The sequence below is a fragment of the Hymenobacter chitinivorans DSM 11115 genome, from assembly GCF_002797555.1.
Lineage (GTDB): Bacteria > Bacteroidota > Bacteroidia > Cytophagales > Hymenobacteraceae > Hymenobacter > Hymenobacter chitinivorans.
Window position 1 is genome coordinate 246,658 of sequence record NZ_PGFA01000003.1, and the last position, 17,784, is coordinate 264,441.

Genomic DNA, 17,784 nt, shown 5'->3' on the forward strand with positions numbered 1-17,784 from the left:
ACTTCTACAAATCGCCTGGTTTTTGTGCGGCGGGCCGGTAATAGCCCGCCAATAGCCCAGGAGTTACTTTTAAAGATGATTGCCCAATAACCGACGCGGTGCCTTCGCCCGGCGGTAGTTTTTTCATTAGCTCATGAAATTTCCCTCCCCGTTTGTCCAGCGTAGCGCCCGGTTGGGCTTCAGTGCCCTGCTGAGTCTGAGCCTGCTAAGCTGCACCGAAACCAAAACCAAGAATGTACCCGGCCCCGTGAACCCGCCCCCACCTACGCCGGTCGTGAACGAGGAAGCCAAGGACTACGGCCAGTACACCACCCTGGTGTGGGGCGACGAGTTCGACGGCGGCTCCCTGGACCAGTCGAAGTGGGTGTATGAGCTCGGCGGCGGCGGCTGGGGCAACAAGGAGCTGCAGAACTACACCAACTCGGCGGACAACACCTACTTCAGCGGCGGCAAGCTCTTCATTGAGGCCCGCAAGCAGCAGTCGGGCAACAACGCCTACACCTCGGCCCGCCTCGTTACCAAGGGCAAGCAAAGCTTCCAGTACGGCCGCATCGACGTGCGCGCCAAGCTGCCCAAGGGCAAGGGAATCTGGCCGGCCATTTGGATGCTGGGCAACGACATTGACCAGAACAACTGGCCCAAGTGCGGGGAAATTGACATCATGGAGCTGCGCGGCAGCCAGCCCCGGGAATTCCTGACGACCATGCATTTTGCCAACAGCGCGGGTACCCGGGAGTATAAAGGCAAAACCCAGCCAGTCGATGCCGACATTACCGACGACTTTCACGTCTTCAGCGTGGTGCGCAGCAAAGACATGCTTCGCTTTTACTTCGATGGGGCCGCCCAGCCCTACTACACCCTCACCCCCGGCGACACGAGTCCCCACTCGTGGCCCTTCAACAACCCGTTCTTCATGATTCTGAATGTGGCCGTGGGCGGTGACTTCGACGGCGACCCGGCCGCTAACACGGTTTTTCCCCAGCAGATGCAGATCGACTACGTGCGCTACTACCAGTACAAGTAGGCTGCGGGTTCACTGACGAAGCTAATTTAGTAGTTGATTGATAATCAGCTTGTTTTTCGCAAAGGCGAAAGATGAGTAGCCCTTGCTGTGCCCTGCCGCTAAAACCGGCGGGGCCAGCTGGCCGGCCCCGGCCACCGCATGTACTTTCCCACCACTTTTACCGCACGAATTATGAAGCAACGCTTTACGAAAGCACTAGTATTGGCTGGTCTGCTGCTCCCGCTGGGTCGGGCGGCGGTGGGGCAGGTGCTCTACGAAAACTTCGAAACCACCCGCCGGGTGTCGTACTCCTACACCAGCGGCGTGTTTACCCAGACGGCCGCCAACCCCGCCGCCAACACGGTCAATAGCAGCTCCACGGTGGGCCGCTACGTGCGCAACACGGCCGAGCAGTTCGACGTCATCGTCATCAATCCGCTGGCCCCGCGCCTGGCCGACGCCTCGGCTTACCTAGCTGGCACCAAAAAAATCAGCCTGAAAATATACAGTCCAGCCGCGGGCAAGGCCGTGCAGATTGTGGTGCAGAACAAGACCAAGGCGGGCACGGGCTACCCCAACGGCAACCTGGGCGGCACCTTCAACGCCACGACCACTGTGGCTAACGCCTGGGAAACCCTGACCTTCACCTACACCGCGGGCGGGGCCGGCACTTTCGACCCCACCGTAACGCCCACCGACGCCGACCAGCTGGTGCTGCTCATTGAGCCCGGCACCAACAGCGGCGCCACCTACTACCTCGACGACATCATGGGCCCCGAGCTGGTAACAGCCGCCCCGGTAGTGGATCAGCTCTACGAGAACTTCGAGAATACCCGCCTGCTGAACTACGTGCTCAAAAAGAGCAACGGCGGCTTCAACGGCGACACGCTCAATAACGCGTCGTCGGCAGCCAACAACAGTGCCCGGGTGGGCCGCTACACCCGCAGCAACCTGCAGTACGACGTGCTGGTGGTGCGCCCCAAGCGCCGCCCGGCCGACGTATCGGCCTATCTAACCAATGCCAAGCAGATGACCATGAAGGTGTTCAGCCCCGGGCCCGGCATTCAGTTCCAGATTACGATGCAGGACTCGACCAAGGCCGGGGCCACCAACTACCCGCTGGGCCGCCACTCGGAGTACGTGGCTACTACCACGGCTACCAACGCCTGGGAAACCCTGGTTTTCACCAACAGCAACCGGCCCGACGCCACCATTTCCTCGACCTCGGTGAATGAATTGGTGCTGCTGATTGCGCCCAACACGACCACCAAAGGCCGCTACTACCTCGACGACTGGTACGGCCCCACGCTGCAAACTACTTCGGCCACCACGGCGGCCCGCCCCCTGGGCGCGGAGCTGGCGCCCTGCTGGCCCAACCCGGCCGCTGAGCAAACCAGCATCAGCTTCTCGCTGGCCAAGCCCGCTACGGTCACGCTGGCCGTGTACGACGCCCAGGGCCGCCGCGTAGCTACCCTGCTCGACAACCAGTCCCAAACCGGCGGCGACCATAGCGTGCAGCTAACCACGACCTCATTGGCCGCCGGCCTCTACCACTACCGCCTGGAAGTCGGCGACCGGGCCGTGAGCCGGGCGTTTAGCATCGTCCACTAAGCTCTTTTACGCAAGCACCACGCCCGCTTGCTCATGCAGACAAGCGCCGTGGCCAAGAGGCCGGTTCCGCAATGGTTAGGAGAGCGGACCGGCCTCTTTTTGCGTCTCAAATCCTTACTATTGGCTTTTCGAACTCTATAGCTCCTTTCTATGGCTCTTGTTGCTCCTTCCTCCGTCGGCCCGTCGGCAGCTGCTGCCGGCGCCAGCCCCGATGCCCCGCGTTATACCTCGGCCCTGGCCTCGCTGACGGTGCTGTTCTTTATGATGGGCTTCATTACCTGTCTCAACGACATTCTGATTCCCTACCTCAAGGGCCTCTTCACGCTGAGCTACGCCAAGGTCAACCTGGTAAACTTCTGCTTTTTCGGGGCCTACCTGGTCATGGGCGTTCCGGCCGGGTTGGTCGTGAAATACCTGGGCTACAAGCGGGGCATGCTGGTCGGCTTTCTGGTGGCGGCCCTGGGCTGCTTCCTGTTTTTCCCGGCCGCCGAGAGTCGCACCTTCGGCCTGTTTCTGGGCGCCTTGTTCGTGCTGGCTACCGGCGTCGTGACGCTGCAGGTGGCCGGCAACCCCTACGTGGCCATTCTGGGGCCGCCCGCTACGGCCTCGTCCCGCCTTACGCTCACCCAGGCTTTCAACTCCCTGGCCACCACCATTGCGCCCATCCTGGGGGCCCGCCTGATTTTGTCCCACCTGCCCGACTTGACCAAACTTACGGCCGCCCAGACGGCCGCTCTGGACATTACCTCGGTACAATACCTGTATCTGGGTATTGGGGCGGTACTGGTGCTTATCAGCCTGCTGCTGGCGTTTCTAAAGCTGCCGACCATTACCCACGAGCCTGCCCCGGCCGGCTCCACCCAGAGCGTGTTTCAGTTCCGCCATCTGCTGCTGGGCCTGGTGGGCATCTTTGCCTACGTAGGCGCCGAGGTGGCCATTGGTTCCCACATTGTGAGCTACCTGAGCCAGCCCGAAGTAATGGGTATGGCCGCCCGCAGCGCCGGCGAGCAGGTGGCCTTCTACTGGGGCGCCGCCATGATAGGGCGCTTTGCGGGCATCTTCCTGTTGCGGGCCGTCAAACCTGGCCGGGTGCTGGCCGTAGCGGCCGTGGGAGCGGTGCTGCTGGTCCTGATTTCGATTAATACCAGCGGGCCAGTAGCCATGTGGAGCCTGCTGGCCGTGGGTTTGATGAACTCCATCATGTTCCCGGTTATCTTCACGCTGGCCGTAGCTGGCCTGGGCCGCCACACCGAGGATGCCTCGGGCCTACTCTCGGCCGCCATTGTGGGTGGGGCCATCATTCCGCCCCTGTTCGGCCTCATTGCCGACAGCCAGAGCGGCGGGGGCGGGGTGCACGCCCTGCGCCTGGCCTTTATCCTGCCCGTGCTTTGCTACCTCTATATCGTGTGGTACGGCCTGCGCGGCAGCCGGCCCACGGCCCCAGCGCAGCCCTAGACTGAATACTCTAACGCGTAGAAAAGCCGCCCGTCGAGACTTGCTCGGCGGGCGGCTTTTTCGGTTGGGGAGCTGGTTTACTTGTCCGCCAACAGCCCCACGCCGTCGACGATGGTGGCCTCGTAGGTGTCGAGCGGCAAGCCCAGCTGCTGCTGGTACTGGGCTTTGGCGTGCTCCACGAAGCCGGCTACCTGCTCGGTGGCTACCAAATTGATGGTGCAGCCCCCAAAGCCGCCGCCCATCATGCGGGAGCCGTACACGCCGGCCGAAGTCTGGGCAATCTGTACCAGTACGTCCAGTTCCTTGCAGCTCACCTCGTAATCGTCGCGCAGGCCGGCGTGGGAAGCGTACATCTGCTGGCCCACGCCGCCCAGGTCGCCCTGGCTGAGCAGCCGGCAGGTGGTTTCCACGCGCTGGTTTTCCTCTACCACGTAGCGGCAGCGGCGGTACACCACCGGCCCCAGCTCGGCCTCGTGGGCCTGCAGCTGCTCCAGCGTTACGTCGCGCAGGGTCTGAACGGCGGGGTAATACTGCTGGAGCACGGCCACGCCCCGCTCGCACTCCTGGCGGCGGGTGTTGTACTCGGAGCTGGCCAGGCTGTGTTTCACGCCCGAGTTGCAGAGCACAATGCGGCAGGCGGTGGTGTCGAAGGGGAAATACTCGTAGTCCAGGGAGCGGCAGTCGAGGCGTACCACCTGCCCGGCCCGGCCAAACACGCTGGCAAACTGGTCCATGAGCCCACACATTACCTTGGCGTACTCGTGCTCGGCGGCCTGCCCCAGCCGGGCTATCTGCATCGGCTCCAGGCCGGTACTGAGCAGCTGGTTGAGGGCAAACAGCATTCCGCACTCCACCGCCGCCGACGACGACAAGCCCGCCCCGGCCGGCACCGTGCCCCCAAAGACGCAGTCGAAGCCGGGCACGGCTACGCCCCGGTGCTGCAGCTGGGCCACCACGCCTAGCAGGTAGTTGGCCCACTGCGTGTCCTGGGGCGCTACGGCGTCGGTGCTTATTTCCACCCGCTCGTTCAGGTCGTAGGCGAGCAGGCGGATAACGTTCTGCTGGTTGAGGGCCACGGCGAAGTACATTTCCTTGTCGATGGCCGCGGGCAGCACGTAGCCCGCGTTGTAATCAGTGTGTTCCCCAATCAGGTTGATGCGGCCGGGAGCCCGCACCAGCAGCGGCTCGGCGTGAAAGTGCTGGCGGAAAGCAGCGGCAATGTCGTGGGCTAGCATAAGCGGGAAAGGAAGGCTAAATGGGTCGAAGGAAAGGTTGGCGCCGCGGCCGGCGCCAAGTTGTCGGCTATTTTACGAACCCCGGCCGACTTTAGCCGCCGGCCGGGTAGGAGAGTAGTGCCGCGCTGCTGCGCAAATAACGGTGTACAACATCTTGGCTTCCCGGTACCCGGCCGGCGGTAAATTCTTTGCTGGCTTCAGAGTATTATAGGTTAAGTTATATTAATGACAAATTTTTGCTGCGTCATTTTGTAAGTATGGCCCGAATTGTGCTGCGCATGAATGGTCCTGCGGTATGAGTTCGAATCAAGATAATGCTTTGAATTGAACCAGTTTTCCCTGCTTTTGCGTTGCGTGGACTTTCCGTCTGAATTCTTCTTGGCGAAAGTGTTCAACCAAAAAAGCCTTCGGAGGTTGTATCAAAAAAATACACTTGTTTGCTTGCCAGTAAAAGGAAAGTAGTACCTTTCGGATTGTTGCGCCAGGCTGGGTTTTGAAATTCCCCCTTTGTCACCTCTTCCGAAGCGCGCACCCCGAAAGTACCGGCGAGTTTTGTAGCGTTTTGGTGCTAGTTCCGTGGCTGGCACCGCTCCCCCGAAAACCTCTGTTCGTTTCCCACTCTTTCTTCTCCTAATTGTGTCGTTCGACTTCGAAAGCGCACCGTCATTTGACTTGGTGCCCACTGTAGATTCCTCGACTGAGTACGCCGCCGTTGATGCGTCGTTGGTCGATTCTACCCCCACCGTGGCCCCGCCCGTCGAGGCCGAGCCCACCAACTACGCCAACATCGTCCTGCCCGGCGACTTTCCGGACCCGACCATTGCCAAAATCGGCAATACGTACTGGGCCAGCGCCACGTCGGCCGAGTGGGGACCCGTATTTCCGCTGTTTAAGTCCGATAACCTGGTCGACTGGGAGCTGGTCACGCACGTGTTTCCGGGTCAGCTGCCCGACTGGTGCGATGCCAACTTCTGGGCCCCGGAAATTTTCTACGAGGGCGGCAAAACCTTCATTTACTACACGGCCCGTAAGAAAAACGGTCCGCTGTGCGTGGCCGTAGCCAGCGCCGACCAGCCTGAAGGCCCCTACACCGACCATGGCCCACTGGTGGGCCAGCGTCTGGGCTCCATCGACGGCTTCCCCGTGCGCGACGAGCACGGCGACCTGTACCTGGTCTGGAAAGAGGACGGCAACAGCAAGAAAAAGCCCACGCCTATCTGGGCCCAGCGCATCAATGAAAAGCGCATGGCCCTGGTTGGCAAAAAGGTGGAGCTGTTCCGCAACACCGAGAAGTGGGAAGGCTGCCTGGTAGAAGGCTCGGCCATCGTGCGCAACGGCGAGTACTTCTACATGTTCTACGCCGGCAACGGCTGCTGCGGCAAGTGCTGCAACTACGCCACCGGCGTAGCCCGGGCTAAGAGCCTGCTCGGCCCCTGGGAGAAGTGCCCCCAGAACCCGATTCTGGACAAGAACAAAACCTGGAAATGCCCCGGCCACGGCACCGTAGCCGAGTACGAAGGCCGCTGGTTTTTGCTCCACCACGCCTACTACACCGACAGCCACGAGTTCGTCGGCCGCCAGGGCATCCTGAGCGAGTTTACCTGGAACGCCGAAGGCTGGCCCGAATTCGAAGGCCGCAGCCCCCAGGCCGCCCCGCTGCCCGACCTGAGCGTGCTCAACGTCACCGACCACTTCACGGGCAGCCAGCTGGCCCAAACCTGGCAGTGGCCGGTGGGCGAACAGCCCGAAGCCGGCCTCAGCGACGGTCAGCTGCACCTGACGGCCCAGCCCTCCGGCCTCGGCGCCATGGTGGCCCAGCGCACCTTCGCCGCTACCTACAAGGCCCTGACGACTCTGGATTTCGCCAGTCTCGCGCCCGGTACCTTCGCCGGTATTGCCGCCATCGGCGACCATGCCAACACCCTGGCTTTGATGGCCGGCGACGAAAGTCTGCAGCTCTGGCACGTGAAAGGCGGCCAGCGCGAGTGCCTGACCAAGATTGCCGTAGCCAGCTGCAAAACCCTGTCGTTGCGCCTGGAGGTGTGGGGCGGGCAGCGCTACCGCTTCAGCTTCAGCCCCGACGGCCTCACCTGGACGGCGATGCCCACCGAGAGCTTCGCCATCAACGGCACCTACCTGCCGCCCTGGGACCGGGGCATCCGGATTGCGCTGTTGGCCCAGGGCCCGGCTACTTCCACTGTGGCCTTCAACCAGTTTTCGCTGCGCAACAAGCGCTAGGAAAGTCCTTTAGCAAGCAAAAAGCCCCGGCAACGTCGCGTTGCCGGGGCTTTTGCTTTACGGGCGGTGGCCCTGGGGTTAGAGCTTAAACTGCAGGCTGAGCTTCACCCCAAAGTTGCGGGCATCGGGGGCGTTGCGGTAGGTGAGGCGGTGCAGAAAGTCGACCCGGGCCACCCGGAAGATGTTTTCCACGCCGTAGCCTACCTCGGCGTAGGGGCCGTGGTCCAGAGCCTGGAAGGAGGGCAGCGGCTCGCCGGTGCGGGGGTGGCGGGCCGGCATCAGGTTGCGGTTGGCGGTGCTCACGCCCCCGCATAGCACGTTGCCCGTGGCCAGCAGCCGCCAGTTGAGCTTGCGTAGCAGCGGCACGCTGTTCAGTAGCAGGCCCTCAAAGTGGTCTTCCACCCGCAGCGAAACGTACCGGTCACTGACGAACTCGAAGTAGCGCATCAGGTTGAAGGCGGCCCCGTTGTAGAACGGCGACTGGTTGCCCAGGTGGGTTTTGAGCAGCGGATAAGGCACCGTGCTCGGAATGTAGCCCGCCTCGAAGCGGTAGTCGGCCCGGCCGAAAATGCCCACCTGCAAGCTCTGGGTCGTAATGAAGGCCAGTTTCTGGTACTTGAAGTCGCTGCCAAAGAGGTGGTTGGCGCCCAGCGTGTAGCGGAAGGTAAATACCGGCCACCGCATCAGTCCCACGGCTTTGCGGCGGTTTTCGGTTTCTACCAGCACTTCGTCGTGGGCGTAGCGCGACTCCAGAATCAGCTCCGAGAGGGTGATGTTGTCGGCGGTGGGGGCGCCGGGCGTGTGCCGCTCGGTGTTGTAGTAGGCAAAGTTGTAGAGCGGGGTGAAGCGCTGGTGGCGCACGGTTATTTTCTGGGTAAAGCCCCGCACGATGTCGGTTTGCAGGGACAGGCCCCGCACATCGCGCATCAGCGGCCGGGCCCGCTGGATACGGCCGATGCGGGCCGCCGCGTCGAAAAGCGGGTTTTCCTGCCCAAACTCGTTGTCGAGCAAGGCCACCTGGTCCAGGTCGTGGCGGTACTCGGCGCCCAGCACCGTCCAGTGCTGCCGCTCGATGATGCGGTTGACGCGCACCCCGTACTTAAAGCGCCCGTCGCGGAAGCCGTAGGCCAGGTAGGAGCGCACCAGCCAGTTGCGGCTCAGCTCGGGCGTGGTCCGGAACCCGATGCGCAGGCGGTTGCCCTCAATGTCGTTGTAGCCGTAGGTCGACAGGATGGGGCCCAGCTCGAGGCGGCCCACCCGCTTGTAGCCGTTCACGATGACTTCGGCCACATCCAGCACCGAACGCACGCTGGGCAGCTCCCGCACCGAGTCGAGCACGGCCAGGGTGGTGTGGTCAGCGGTGCTCAATGAGTCAGGGCGGTTTTTTTCGAAGTAATCCTTGGGGCCCTGGCTGGCGTCGGCGGCCGTTTCCACGGGCCGGTCATAAAAGGCCGCGTCCCGCTCGTGGTTGCGCTCAAAACGGGAGTTAACCGTCGTTACGTGCACCAGCACGCCGGCCTGCTTGTCGGCGGGCTTCACCCCAATGACGACCTGCACCCGGCTGGGCAGCCCCGCGCCCTGCTCAGCTGGCGTCAGCTCCTGGTACAGGCTTAGCTCACTCACGAAGTTGATGTTGGCCTCCGGGCTCTTGCTCAGGCGCAGCTTGCGCAGGGCGTAGGTGTCGGCACTAATCCAGATGGTGCCCACGAAAGCTAGGTCCTGGGCGCGCCGGGGCTTTACGGCCAGCTGGTAGCACCAGTCCTGCCCCACCATCACCGAGTCTTCCAGGTCGTAGTCGTAGGTCAGGCGCCAACCGTCGGCAATGGGCGAGACGAAGTCCTTACCCAAAATATTGAGGCGGTTGGCGTAGAAGTTATAGTCCTGAAACGAGGAGCCCAGAATCTGGGACAGCACCGATCCGTCGCGTGGGCCGATACCGCGCAGCTGCCGCCGGCTGACCTCCTCCCGCCGTCGGATGGGGTGGGTTTGCACGTACACCCGGGACAGCACCTCGGAGGCAAAAATTGGGAGGGACTTGGCCGCTGCCGCCGCCGGGTCGCCTTTGCTCATGCTGTCGGTTAGGGCCAGCATATCCCGCACCACGCGCCGCTTGGCGAGGCGGGCGGGCAGGTCCGTTATGTTGGTTTGAATCCGGTTGTAGCTGTCGTACTCAAAGGCCTGCAAGCTGCGCTTGTCGTTCTGCTCTTTATGGGCCTGCACCCGCCGCAGAATCACGTAGGCCGGATTTTCGGTGGGCCGTACCACTACTTCGCTGAGCGTAACGGCTCCGGCGCCCAGGGCAAAGTTTAGGGTTTGCTGGGCTTGCTGTCCCACGGGCTTTTTCAGGGCTTTGAACCCCAGCGCCGACGCCGCCAGCGTGTCGATGGGCTGCGTGAGCGTCAGCTGGTAGCGGCCCTCCGCGTCGGAAGTCATGCCGATGGTGGTGCCGGGCACAAACAGGGAGGCAAAGGGTACCGGCTGCCCCGTAGCCGCCTCCGTGATACGCCCGCTAATTACAAGGCGCTGCGCCCGGCAGGGGAAAGCCACGAGTAGAACTAAGGCAAACAGCGCGTAAATGTGCTTCATAAACTACTCGGGAAGCGGATCGGGCAATGCGGGGAGAATGGGCAGCTTCGAAAGTTACACAATAACGTGCAAGCAGGAAATACCCCGAATCCAATTATTCGTCGGCTAACCGTCTTTTCTGCTGGGCCTGCGCGGGCTGGTTCCCACGTTGCGGAAGATACGCCTTTCCGGGCTGGTAGCAGTATAACTTTCCCTACCTCGTAGAAGTGTACTCAGCGGCCCTCGGGGTTGGCGCAAGTCCCTGCCCATGCTAAGTGCCGAGCTTGTACAAATCATTTCCCCAAACTCTAAAAGCTCCTCCGTAATCCCAGAATCCGAAGCTGAACAGGAATTTTTAACGGCTGTAAAGGGAGGTTTATATATAAAATAAAAACCTTTATCGAATATCATTGGTATTAGGATTATTTACAGTAGATATTGGCCTGCCGTTCCCGTACAAAGGCTTGCGGTATCCGCCCTTCCCCTCTTTTCTTCACACTCTATTACTACAATAATGGCTTTAACGGCTTACCCATTTCATCCTGCTACAGGAGAATTACTGCCTACTTACCGCGACGCATATTTGCGCGGCGACTTGTCGGGCCGGAATGCTGACCTCGTAGATGCGTATCTGAAAGCAAATCCTAATGAAGGTGACGAAGCGCTAAAACGTTTTTACGCCCTGCGCGAGAAGGGTCACAATGTGCGGCCCGTAGGCTGGCTGCAGCACCAGTTTCACCTGATGCGTACCGAGCCGGTTCGGTTCCGGCGGCGCGCCGGCTCCATCGTGCTGGTGGGTGCCCTGCTGAGCGGCGCCGTGCTGGCCGGCACCAACCTGCCAACCAACGACCGGGTCGGTGTACCGGCGGCCACTATCGCCGCGGCCAGTGAAGAAATGCTGTCGGTGACGGCTGAAGCGGCCGCGGCCAAGAAGATGGCCGTCGTAAGCGGCCGGATTCTGGACGAAAACGGTCGGCCGCTGATTGGTGCCACGGTGCTGGACAAAACCAGCGGCCGGGGTGTGACCACCAATGCCCAGGGTACGTACTCGATGCTGGTGCCCGCCAACCAGACCTCCCAGCTGCAGTTTGGCTACGGTGGCTACTCCGAAGACGAAGTGCAGGTAAAGGGCCGCAGCGTGCAGAACGTGACCCTGCTGCCCCGCACCGATGTGGCGGCCAAGACGGCCAAGCGCCACTGGTGGCAATTTTAATCGTCGGCTAGGGTGCTGATAGTGAGCTTTCTGACCTAGTTCAGGACGAGCGACAAAGCAAGAGCTGGCAACAAACCTTCTTTTTGTTTGTATCAGCTTCCACAACAGGTTGCAAAGAACTCTTCAGAGAACCGTTGTTCGGTTTTGCTGAAGAGTTTTTTGGGCTGTAGTCCCCACTCATCGTCCCCGAGTTTATTGCTTTACCGCCACCCTTCAGTTTACTGGCGGCGGCCATCACTACCGTAGTAACCCTTACCCGTACCCGAAGCATCCCCGGCCCCTTTACCGGCAGCCTACCAAGCGCCCCGGCCCGATTCTTCGCTTTTTGCCCAATGAATATTCCGTTTTTCAATCGACTCCAGCTAAAGAAAATTACCGTAGGGGTAACCGATGAAAACGGGAGGCGGGCTCAACAAATCCTGGAAGGCCTGCTCGCAGACCTGCCGGAGCTACTGATGAGCTGCGTTGTAGACTCGAACTCGGGCAAGGTCCTGGCCTTTTACACTACCAACAGCGCCTACAACCCCAATCAGATAAACCTGCGCCACGCCAAGTTGCTGCAGACCCTGGATGGAGCAGTAGCCGCCCAACCCTGGATAGCCGGCCCCCTAACGGACGTGGCAGTTATTCTGGAAGACGAAATGCATCATCTGCGGCCCCTGAACGGGGGCAAGTGGTACTGCTTTCTGGCCGTGCGCCTGGCCGATGCCAACCTGGGCATTACCAAGGAAATTATGCGCCGGCACAGCTTTTAACATTTTCAACGCTTCAATACACCCCTTTACCTCACACGTCCTGCTCAACATGGCAAATCCCAAACAAACGGTTCAAGATATTCTGGCTGAACTCCCTACGCTGCTGGCCGTAGCCGTAGTAGAAACTGAAACTGGCATGCCGCTGGCTTCGCACGCCAACATTGCCGACTTCGACATCGAAACGGCCGCGGCTTACAACACGGAGGTAGTGAAGGCAAAACTCAAGGCTATCCAGGCCCTGAAGCTGAACCAGAAAGTTCAGGACATCCTGCTCACCCTCACCGACCAGCTGCACCTGCTGAAGCTTTCGAGCGACGGGGGAATGTTCATTTACCTGGCCGTCAATGCCCGGGATACGAACCTGGCCCAGGCTCGTCAGATTATGAAGGCCCACTCATCCGTGTTGAGCTAAATCAATCCGACTTCTCGTGCCAAAACAGCCCGCTGGTATACTACCGGCGGGCTGTTTTGTTTGGGAGGAAGTGGCCCCAAGATGGCCGCCCCGCTTACTTGGGGCATTCTTCCCGGGTCAGGGTTTCGTGAATGGCAATGGCGGCCTGGGTGCCTTCGGCGGCAGCCAGCAGGGCCTTCTGCGGGCCCGGCGTAATGTCGCCGGCGGCATAGAGGCCGGGAACGGTGGTCTGGGCGTGCTTGTTGACCCGGATGGCGCCTTTGCTGGTGAGCTGGCAGCCCAGCTGCTCGGCAAAGCCGGCGCGCTGGTGCTGGTGGGGGTGCACGAATACCGCGTGCCGGGCCAGCTTTTCCCCATTCTCAAACACGATGTAGCGCAGCTCCCCGTTGGGCTTGCCCTCCAGGTGGCTGATGGGCTCTTCGTTCAGCCGGATTTTCTGCTGACGCAGGCGTCGCCGGGCATTGTCGCTCAGGTGGCCGGGGCCGTCGGTGCACACTACCACGTCGGTGGCCCAGCGGCTCACCAGCAGGGCCATGCCCGTCACGATTTTGCCCCGCCCGTACACGGCCAGGGCTTGCCCGCGCACTTCCCAGCCGTGGCAGTAGGGGCAGTGCAGCACCCCGCGGCCCCACAGGTCGCGCATGCCCGGCACTGGCGGTAGCTCATCCTCTACGCCGGTTGCCAGCAGCACCTTGCGGGCCGTGATGCCAAACGTGCGGCCCGACTCCCCCTCGGCCTGCAACTCGAAGTAGCCGGGGCCAGGGGTGAGCTCAGTTACCCGGGCCGGCCGCACCTCCACCGTAGTGTAGGGTCGGAGCTGTTCCAGCCCGATGCGCAGCAGCTCGGCGGGCTGGATACCGTCGCGGGTGAAAAAGCTCTGGACGCCCGGCGACGGCGCGTTGCGCGGGGTGCCCCCGTCGCAAACCAGCACCCGGCGCAGGCAGCGGCCCAGGGTTAGGGCCGCGCTCAGGCCCGCGCTACCCGCCCCGATAATAACTACGTCGTAATCGGTGGCGGGCTGGGTGCTAGGACGGCGCCGGGGCAAAGAGGCAGAGGACTGTGGCATGAGTTCGGAAGTAACGGCTACTCTATACCCCAAAACCGGCCCGGCGGTTGGTGCGGAAGTGGTTTTTACCGCCCGGGCCAGGACACAAAAAAAGCCTCCCCGACAAGGGAGGCTTTTTTAGATGCGGTTTGGAGAAGCTTAGTTCTTCACCAGACGCTGCGTGATTTTCACGTTGTTGCCGCGAATCACCACCAGATACGAACCCGACGTCAGGCTGCGCACGGCGAAGGGGTGCAGCGTGCCACCCTCGTAGGTGCGGGTGGCCAGCGTGCGGCCGGTAGCATCCACAATCGAAACCTGGTAGCTGCCGGCGGGCAGGCTGGTCAGGTCCAGCTGGGCGTCGTTGGCAGCGGGGTTGGGGTACACCGAAGCCGTAGCTTCTTTGGCGCCGCCAAAGGTCAGGGTGCGGACCGGGCCGGCCTGTACTTCCGAGCCGTTGGTGTCAACCTGCTTGAGGCGGTAGTAGATGGTGCCCAGGTTCTTGGTGCCAATGCCGGCATCGGTGAAGCTGTAGCTGTGAGCCTGCACACTGGTGCCGGCGCCTTTCACGGTGGCAATCGGGGTGAAGGCCTGCTCGCCATAGGCGCGCTCTACGACGAAGTGGTCGTTCGCCTTTTCCGAAGCCGTCGTCCAGGTCAGCTGGGCGCTCTGGCCCACGGCCTGAGCCGTGAAGGCGGTCAGCTCTACGGGCAGTACGCCAGCCAGCACGGGGGCATTACCGGAGAACTCCGACGTGTTGCCTACAAGCAGGGTGTTGACGGTAGTGGGGAACGATGCCGTAGCCGTGATGCGGGCACTGGCCGCAACCAGGGCGGCCCGCTCCGTGGTACCCAAGCTGCTGAGCGGAATGATGAAGGCAAAGCGACGAGCAGCCGATTCTGACCCCGAGTTCTGGCCGTTGATGGTGCCCGAGTAGGCCGTGCTCTTGGTGTCGAAGTCTTCCCCGGTCAGGTTTTCCTTGCGGGTCGCCAGGTAGTAACGGCCTTCCCCGAAGGAGGGGCTGGTGGTCATGTCGGCCACGAAGAACTCGATGGTGGCATCCAGCGGGGCGTAACCGGTGATGCGCAGGTTAGTACCATCCTGGGCGGCCTGGGTAATAACGGGGAAGTTGAGCAGGCCGTTGGCGCCCGAGGTGCTGGATTTACCATCGGCGTTCAGGCTCACGTCATCGCCACCGTTGGAGCTAGCGCCGCTGGCCATCAGGTCGATACCGATTTTAGCAGTTCCGTCGCTGGCGCGGCCGGTACCGTTGCTGAACATGCTGTTGCGGCTGAAGCGGTTACCCGAGGTGCCGTTGAAGGCCAGGATAGCGTCGCCCACGTTCGAGCTGAGCGTGTTGGTGCTGAACAGGTTGTTGTTGCCCCGGCGAATAGCAATACCGGCGCGGTTGGTGGTAGCCGTGCCCCCGCCGTTGGTGCTGATGGTGTTGCCGGTGACGGTGTTGCCGTCGTTGGCGCCCGTGTTCTGGAATTCAATACCGAAGCCGGCGTTGCTCAGAATCGTGTTGCCGGTAATCGAGTTGGTCGAAGCAGTGGACAGCACGATGCCGCCGCCGTCGGTAGCCGTTACGGTACCGGAACCGGCCGTCGAAGCCCCGTTGCTCAGCACGTTGTTGCTGATGGTAATACCCGTGGCCCCACCTTGCAACCGAACACCGGCCGTGGCATTGCCCGAGGTAGTGTTATCGGTGAAGACCGAACCCGTAGCGGCTGCTCCCGAGAAGGTCACGGCTGCTCCTTGGAGCGGATCCAGGGAGGCGGTAGTGGTGCTGGTGCCTTTCGCGTTGTTCAGGCCCATCGAGGCAATGCGCGTATTGGCGCCCGTTACGTAGATACCCTGCTGGTTGGCGAAGTTGATAATAACCTCGGGGGAAGTAGAGGAGGCGGTGGCGGCCACGTCGCCGGTGCGGATCGACTGCTGCTTACCATCAATGACGGTGTTGCTGCTGTACATCCACATTTGGGTAGCCGTGGTCAGGTTGATGGTAAAGGCCTTGGTCGTGGCGTTGTAGCCGGGCACAGTTACCGTGGAGCGCAGGCCATTGGTATTGGCTACGCCGTTGTTCAACATGAAAATCGAGGTTTCCAGCCCGGCCGTGAGGCCTTCCTGGGCCAAGCCGGTGTTGCCTAGTTCGTTGCTGTTGGTAACGAACTGACGGAACGAGCCGGGGCCGCTGTCATTGGTGTTGGTAATGACGTCGAAGTTGAAGCCGAAGTCTACGTTGGTGAGCGGGCCCGAAGCCGGAGTGGTAGCCGTAGTCAACGACTGAATCGTCGTTGTCGTCGACTGTGATTCCAGCAGCAGAAGCGTGGTGCCGCCGCTGTTGGTACCCACATCTACTAGGTTGGGGTTGGCGCCGCCTACCAGGTTCGTAGCCCCGTTGATGTAAGTCTGAACCCCGGCAATTACGTTGTTGAACAGGTTGGGGCGGGTGCTGCCCACCGTGCTGTTAACCACGCGAACCTGATAGGCCGTGTTGGCCGACAGGGGAGTGGTGCCGCCGGCTACGGTAAACTCGTAGTTGCCGCTGGCGTCTGTAAATACGGTGCGGATGAACGTGCCAGTGGGTGAATACAGCTCTACGCGTACATCGGGAATGCCTTGACCATTGCTCGTACCCTGACTACGACCTGCGCCGCCGCCGTAGTTCACGTCTTCAAACACGGTACCGAAGATGGCCGTCGTCAGACGAATTGGGGTGGGAGAAGGCGTATCGCCATTGGCCGTAGTAGGCAGACCGGCCGAGTTCGTCGACTGGTCTTGGGCCAGCAAGTTGCCGGGAGGAATGACAGAGCCGTCACTCAAACGAACGTGGCCCTGGTTGACGGCCGTACCGCTGGTCGTAGAGGCGTACGCGTAGTTATTGTATGGCGTAGTCGGGATAACAGGCGTCCGTCCGGAGAACGTCAGGCGAACCGTGAATGTGATCAGGGCGCTTTGGCCGGCGGTCAGTTGCTGGTTACCGGTGAGCAGGTCGGCATTGGTACCGCTGCCGTTGAAGGCCGTGTTTACTGCCAGGGTGGGTACTGCGCCGTTGTTGATGCTGTAGTTGGTCACAACCGGGGCCGTCAGGATGGAGTAAGCCGCAGTGCCGAACGTGTTGTTCAGGTAATCTGAAACCTGTACGTTGGTCGTCGTCGTCGTACCCGTGTTTTTTACCCGGATGGCGAACGAGACGTCGTAGAAGTCCTGGCGGGAGTTGTTGGTAGCGCCGTTGGTGCTGTAGGTCACGCCGGTCAGCTCTTTTACCACGTCAATCCGCTCACTGGGGTTGATGCAGCTGGCGCCGTCGCTGTTAGAAGCTGCGTCCACGGTGCTGATCAGCGTAGAAGTGCCATCATTCACGTCAACGGAGTAAATACCACCGCTGTTGGAGTAGGTATACAGGTTGCCGGCTACGTCGAAGAAGTTCGAACCCACGATTTCACCCGTCGTGTTGCCGCTAGCAATGGTAGTCAACACGCCTTTCTCTACGCCGCCTACCGTCGTAACGACGATCTTGAGCAGGTCATTCAGCTCGCTCGAGCCGTAGATGCTGTTGGTAGTGGGGCTGTAGGCAATGTCAGTAAAGTCGGCCGTAGCGGCCGTCGTGCCGTTGCTAGTAACCAGGGGCAGCTCATCGTGCGAGGTCAGCACGGTCGAGAAGTCCGACAGCTTCAGGCGAAACAGGGTGTTCAGATACAGGCCGGCGCTGTTACGCGTGGTCAGGTAGAAGTTACCCTGCTTGTCAATCGTGCCCGAGTTGTACTGGGCTAGGGGCAGGTTGGTCTGGCCCAGGTCCTGGATGCCACCCCGGCCGATGCGGTACAAATGGATACCCGTGGCCGCGTTAGGTGTGCCGTTGTCGGCGGGGTAGGTAATGGCGTACAGGTAGCTGTCCTGGGGGTTGTAAGCCAAGGCGTTAACTACCACGCCCAGGCTACCCGTGGTGCTGGTGCCCCCGAAGGTGTAGGCGTTGGTGGTGTAAACGGCCGTCGAGCGGTTTACCACGTACAGGGCCGAGTAGGCGCTGGCACCCGTACCAATCTGGCGAACCTGGTAAAAGGTGCCGTCGCAGGAGAAGGCTTGGCCTTCCGATTGAGCCTGGACTGTTGCAGGGGCTAACGCCAACCAGAATAACAGCAAGGCTGTTATGCGTAAGATTGTTGTCATAGAATGTTTATAAAAGGAGCAGAGAAAATTCAAAAAATGCGTGAATGCAGTATGCGCACACGAACCAGTATGCAAACTT

General features: G+C 61.2%; 11 protein-coding genes. 7 read left to right on the forward strand and 4 right to left on the reverse strand.

The features are described from left to right. Positions 1-133: 133 nt before the first annotated feature. The 3 genes from CLV45_RS18065 to CLV45_RS18075 all read left to right on the forward strand — a co-directional run bounded on the left by CLV45_RS18065 (position 134) and on the right by CLV45_RS18075 (position 4,069). Entirely contained in the window at positions 134-1,024 is an 891-nt protein-coding gene (locus tag CLV45_RS18065; RefSeq protein ID WP_100337876.1) for a glycoside hydrolase family 16 protein, read from the forward strand. Positions 1,025-1,195: 171 nt separating this feature from the next. Continuing rightward, positions 1,196-2,614 (forward strand): T9SS type A sorting domain-containing protein, encoded by a 1,419-nt coding sequence (locus CLV45_RS18070; protein ID WP_157807630.1) that lies wholly within the window; start codon positions 1,196-1,198, stop codon positions 2,612-2,614. 150 nt (positions 2,615-2,764) lie between these two features. Further along, a complete protein-coding gene (locus tag CLV45_RS18075; protein ID WP_100337878.1) occupies positions 2,765-4,069 on the forward strand; it encodes a sugar MFS transporter in 1,305 nt (434 codons plus the stop codon). Positions 4,070-4,146: 77 nt separating this feature from the next. On the opposite strand, the gene galK is transcribed toward CLV45_RS18075, so the two are convergent. Beyond that, positions 4,147-5,304 (reverse strand): galactokinase, encoded by a 1,158-nt coding sequence (gene galK / locus CLV45_RS18080; protein WP_100337879.1) that lies wholly within the window; start codon positions 5,302-5,304, stop codon positions 4,147-4,149. Positions 5,305-5,940: 636 nt separating this feature from the next. On the opposite strand from galK, the gene CLV45_RS18085 reads away from it, so the two are divergent. Next, positions 5,941-7,542 carry a family 43 glycosylhydrolase gene (locus CLV45_RS18085; RefSeq protein WP_245882911.1) on the forward strand — a complete coding sequence of 534 codons (1,602 nt, stop codon included), beginning with the start codon at positions 5,941-5,943 and terminating at the stop codon, positions 7,540-7,542. Positions 7,543-7,620: 78 nt separating this feature from the next. Here CLV45_RS18085 and CLV45_RS18090 read toward each other — a convergent pair whose 3' ends face one another. After that, complete coding sequence (locus tag CLV45_RS18090; RefSeq protein WP_100337880.1) at positions 7,621-10,128, reverse strand: DUF5686 and carboxypeptidase-like regulatory domain-containing protein; 2,508 nt, start codon at positions 10,126-10,128, stop codon at positions 7,621-7,623. Between the two features lie 493 nt (positions 10,129-10,621). Between CLV45_RS18090 and CLV45_RS18095 the strand changes: the two genes are divergently transcribed. From CLV45_RS18095 to CLV45_RS18105, 3 genes are all read left to right on the forward strand, one after another. Further along, entirely contained in the window at positions 10,622-11,320 is a 699-nt protein-coding gene (locus CLV45_RS18095; RefSeq protein WP_100337881.1) for a carboxypeptidase-like regulatory domain-containing protein, read from the forward strand. 455 nt (positions 11,321-11,775) lie between these two features. Next, positions 11,776-12,075, forward strand: a complete 300-nt coding sequence (locus CLV45_RS18100; RefSeq protein ID WP_157807631.1) for a hypothetical protein — start codon at positions 11,776-11,778, stop codon at positions 12,073-12,075. Between the two features lie 49 nt (positions 12,076-12,124). Then, a complete protein-coding gene (locus tag CLV45_RS18105) occupies positions 12,125-12,487 on the forward strand; it encodes a hypothetical protein (protein ID WP_100337883.1) in 363 nt (120 codons plus the stop codon). Positions 12,488-12,581: 94 nt separating this feature from the next. On the opposite strand, the gene CLV45_RS18110 is transcribed toward CLV45_RS18105, so the two are convergent. After that, positions 12,582-13,553, reverse strand: a complete 972-nt coding sequence (locus CLV45_RS18110; protein ID WP_100337884.1) for an NAD(P)/FAD-dependent oxidoreductase — start codon at positions 13,551-13,553, stop codon at positions 12,582-12,584. Positions 13,554-13,691: 138 nt separating this feature from the next. Beyond that, the gene (locus CLV45_RS18115; protein ID WP_170061889.1) at positions 13,692-17,663 is read right to left on the reverse strand and encodes a beta strand repeat-containing protein; all 3,972 of its coding nucleotides are present in this window, start codon (positions 17,661-17,663) and stop codon (positions 13,692-13,694) included. Positions 17,664-17,784 lie beyond the last annotated feature (121 nt).

Coding starts and splice junctions, on each gene's coding strand:
- CLV45_RS18065 (WP_100337876.1), top strand. CDS start 134: ATGAAATTTCCCTCCCCGTTTGTCCAGCGTAGCGCCCGGTTGGGCTTC.
- CLV45_RS18070 (WP_157807630.1), top strand. CDS start 1,196: ATGAAGCAACGCTTTACGAAAGCACTAGTATTGGCTGGTCTGCTGCTC.
- CLV45_RS18075 (WP_100337878.1), top strand. CDS start 2,765: ATGGCTCTTGTTGCTCCTTCCTCCGTCGGCCCGTCGGCAGCTGCTGCC.
- galK (WP_100337879.1), bottom strand. CDS start 5,304: ATGCTAGCCCACGACATTGCCGCTGCTTTCCGCCAGCACTTTCACGCC.
- CLV45_RS18090 (WP_100337880.1), bottom strand. CDS start 10,128: ATGAAGCACATTTACGCGCTGTTTGCCTTAGTTCTACTCGTGGCTTTC.
- CLV45_RS18095 (WP_100337881.1), top strand. CDS start 10,622: ATGGCTTTAACGGCTTACCCATTTCATCCTGCTACAGGAGAATTACTG.
- CLV45_RS18100 (WP_157807631.1), top strand. CDS start 11,776: ATGAGCTGCGTTGTAGACTCGAACTCGGGCAAGGTCCTGGCCTTTTAC.
- CLV45_RS18105 (WP_100337883.1), top strand. CDS start 12,125: ATGGCAAATCCCAAACAAACGGTTCAAGATATTCTGGCTGAACTCCCT.
- CLV45_RS18110 (WP_100337884.1), bottom strand. CDS start 13,553: ATGCCACAGTCCTCTGCCTCTTTGCCCCGGCGCCGTCCTAGCACCCAG.